Here is a 1,307-nt window from a genome sequence, read left to right on the forward strand (position 1 = left end):
ATGCCGCGCTGACTGACATAACCATAACGATCGACGCTGAACACCAAGGACACGAATGCCATGCACGCCATATCCCCTGCCCGCCATCCCTTCTCACGCAGAAAGCATGCTCGACAGCGCGCTGGCGCCCTGCCCACTGCGCTGCTGCTCAGCCTTGGCCTGCTGGCACCCTTGAGCGCCAACGCCGCCCAAGAGGAGCAGAACGAACAGACCGACTTCGCCCCGCAGGGCAAGACGGAGTGCATCGCGCCCGCCAAGCCCGGCGGTGGCTGGGATTTCACCTGTCGTAGCGTGGCCCGCCTGCTGGATGAGCAGAACCTGATTCCCGCCGGCATGCAGACCCTCAACGTGCCCGGCGCCAGCGGTGGCGTCGCCTTCGCGCATGTGAAGTCCAAGCGCCACGACGATGAGCAGGTCATCGTCGCCGCCTCGAGCGCGACCACCACCCGCCTGGGCCAGCATGCCTATCAGGACGGCAAGGTCGACGACGTACGCTGGCTGATGACTCTCGGCGCCGACTACGGCGTGATTGCCGTGGCCGAGGACTCGCCCTACCAATCGCTGAACGAACTGTTGGCCGCCATGCAGGCAGACCCCAAGGCGGTGCGCTTCGCCGGTGGCGATGTCGCGGGCGGGTTTGATCACCTCAAGGTGCTGATGGCGGCGCGTGAGGCGGGCATCGACAACCTGCGCGCCCTGCCGTATCTCGCCTACGACTCCGGCTCCGTCGCCATCACCCAGGTGATGGGTGGCCACCTGGAGGCCTTCACCGGCGACATGACCGAAGCCCGCGGCTTCGTCGAATCCGGCCACCTGCGCCTGCTGGCAGTGTTCAGTGAAGAGCGTCTGCCCGGCCAGTACAGCGACATCCCCACCGCGCGTGAGCAGGGGATCGATGTGGTCGCACCCAACTGGCGCGGCTTCTACCTGCCGGGTGGCGCATCGGATGCCGCCTTCGACTGGTGGGAGCAGACCCTCAACCGCATGGCCGAGACGCCCGAGTGGCAGCAGGTGATGCAGGACAATGGCCTGATGCCGTTCCACAAGTCCGGCAAGGCGTTGGATCGCTTCATCACCCAGCAGGTCAGCGATGTGGAGCAGATGTCGCAGGAGCTGGGCCTGCAGTGATCAACTGAGGCACTGAGCGCCGCGCTCGTCTGGCGAGAGCTCAAGGCTGCCGAAAGCAAGACGCCACCCCGTTGCCCGGGGTGGCGTCTTTTGCTGCTGGCTTGCCCCAGCGACCTCAGGGCATGGAGGGCCACGGCCCCTTGGGCGGCTGATGTTCGGAGTCAAACTGATAGGGCGAT

Annotated in this window: 1 protein-coding gene; it reads left to right on the plus strand. The window is 65.9% G+C overall.

The annotated features are described in order from the left end of the window. The first annotated feature begins 60 nt into the window (after window positions 1-60). Entirely contained in the window at window positions 61-1,128 is a 1,068-nt protein-coding gene (locus AC4FAH_RS14330; RefSeq protein WP_286987606.1) for a Bug family tripartite tricarboxylate transporter substrate binding protein, read from the plus strand. The last annotated feature ends 179 nt before the right edge of the window (window positions 1,129-1,307 follow it).

It is taken from the genome of Cobetia sp., from assembly GCF_983723665.1.

Bases quoted from the DNA above. Each gene is read 5' to 3' on its own strand.
- AC4FAH_RS14330 (WP_286987606.1), top strand. From the start codon at position 61: ATGCACGCCATATCCCCTGCCCGCCATCCCTTCTCACGCAGAAAGCAT.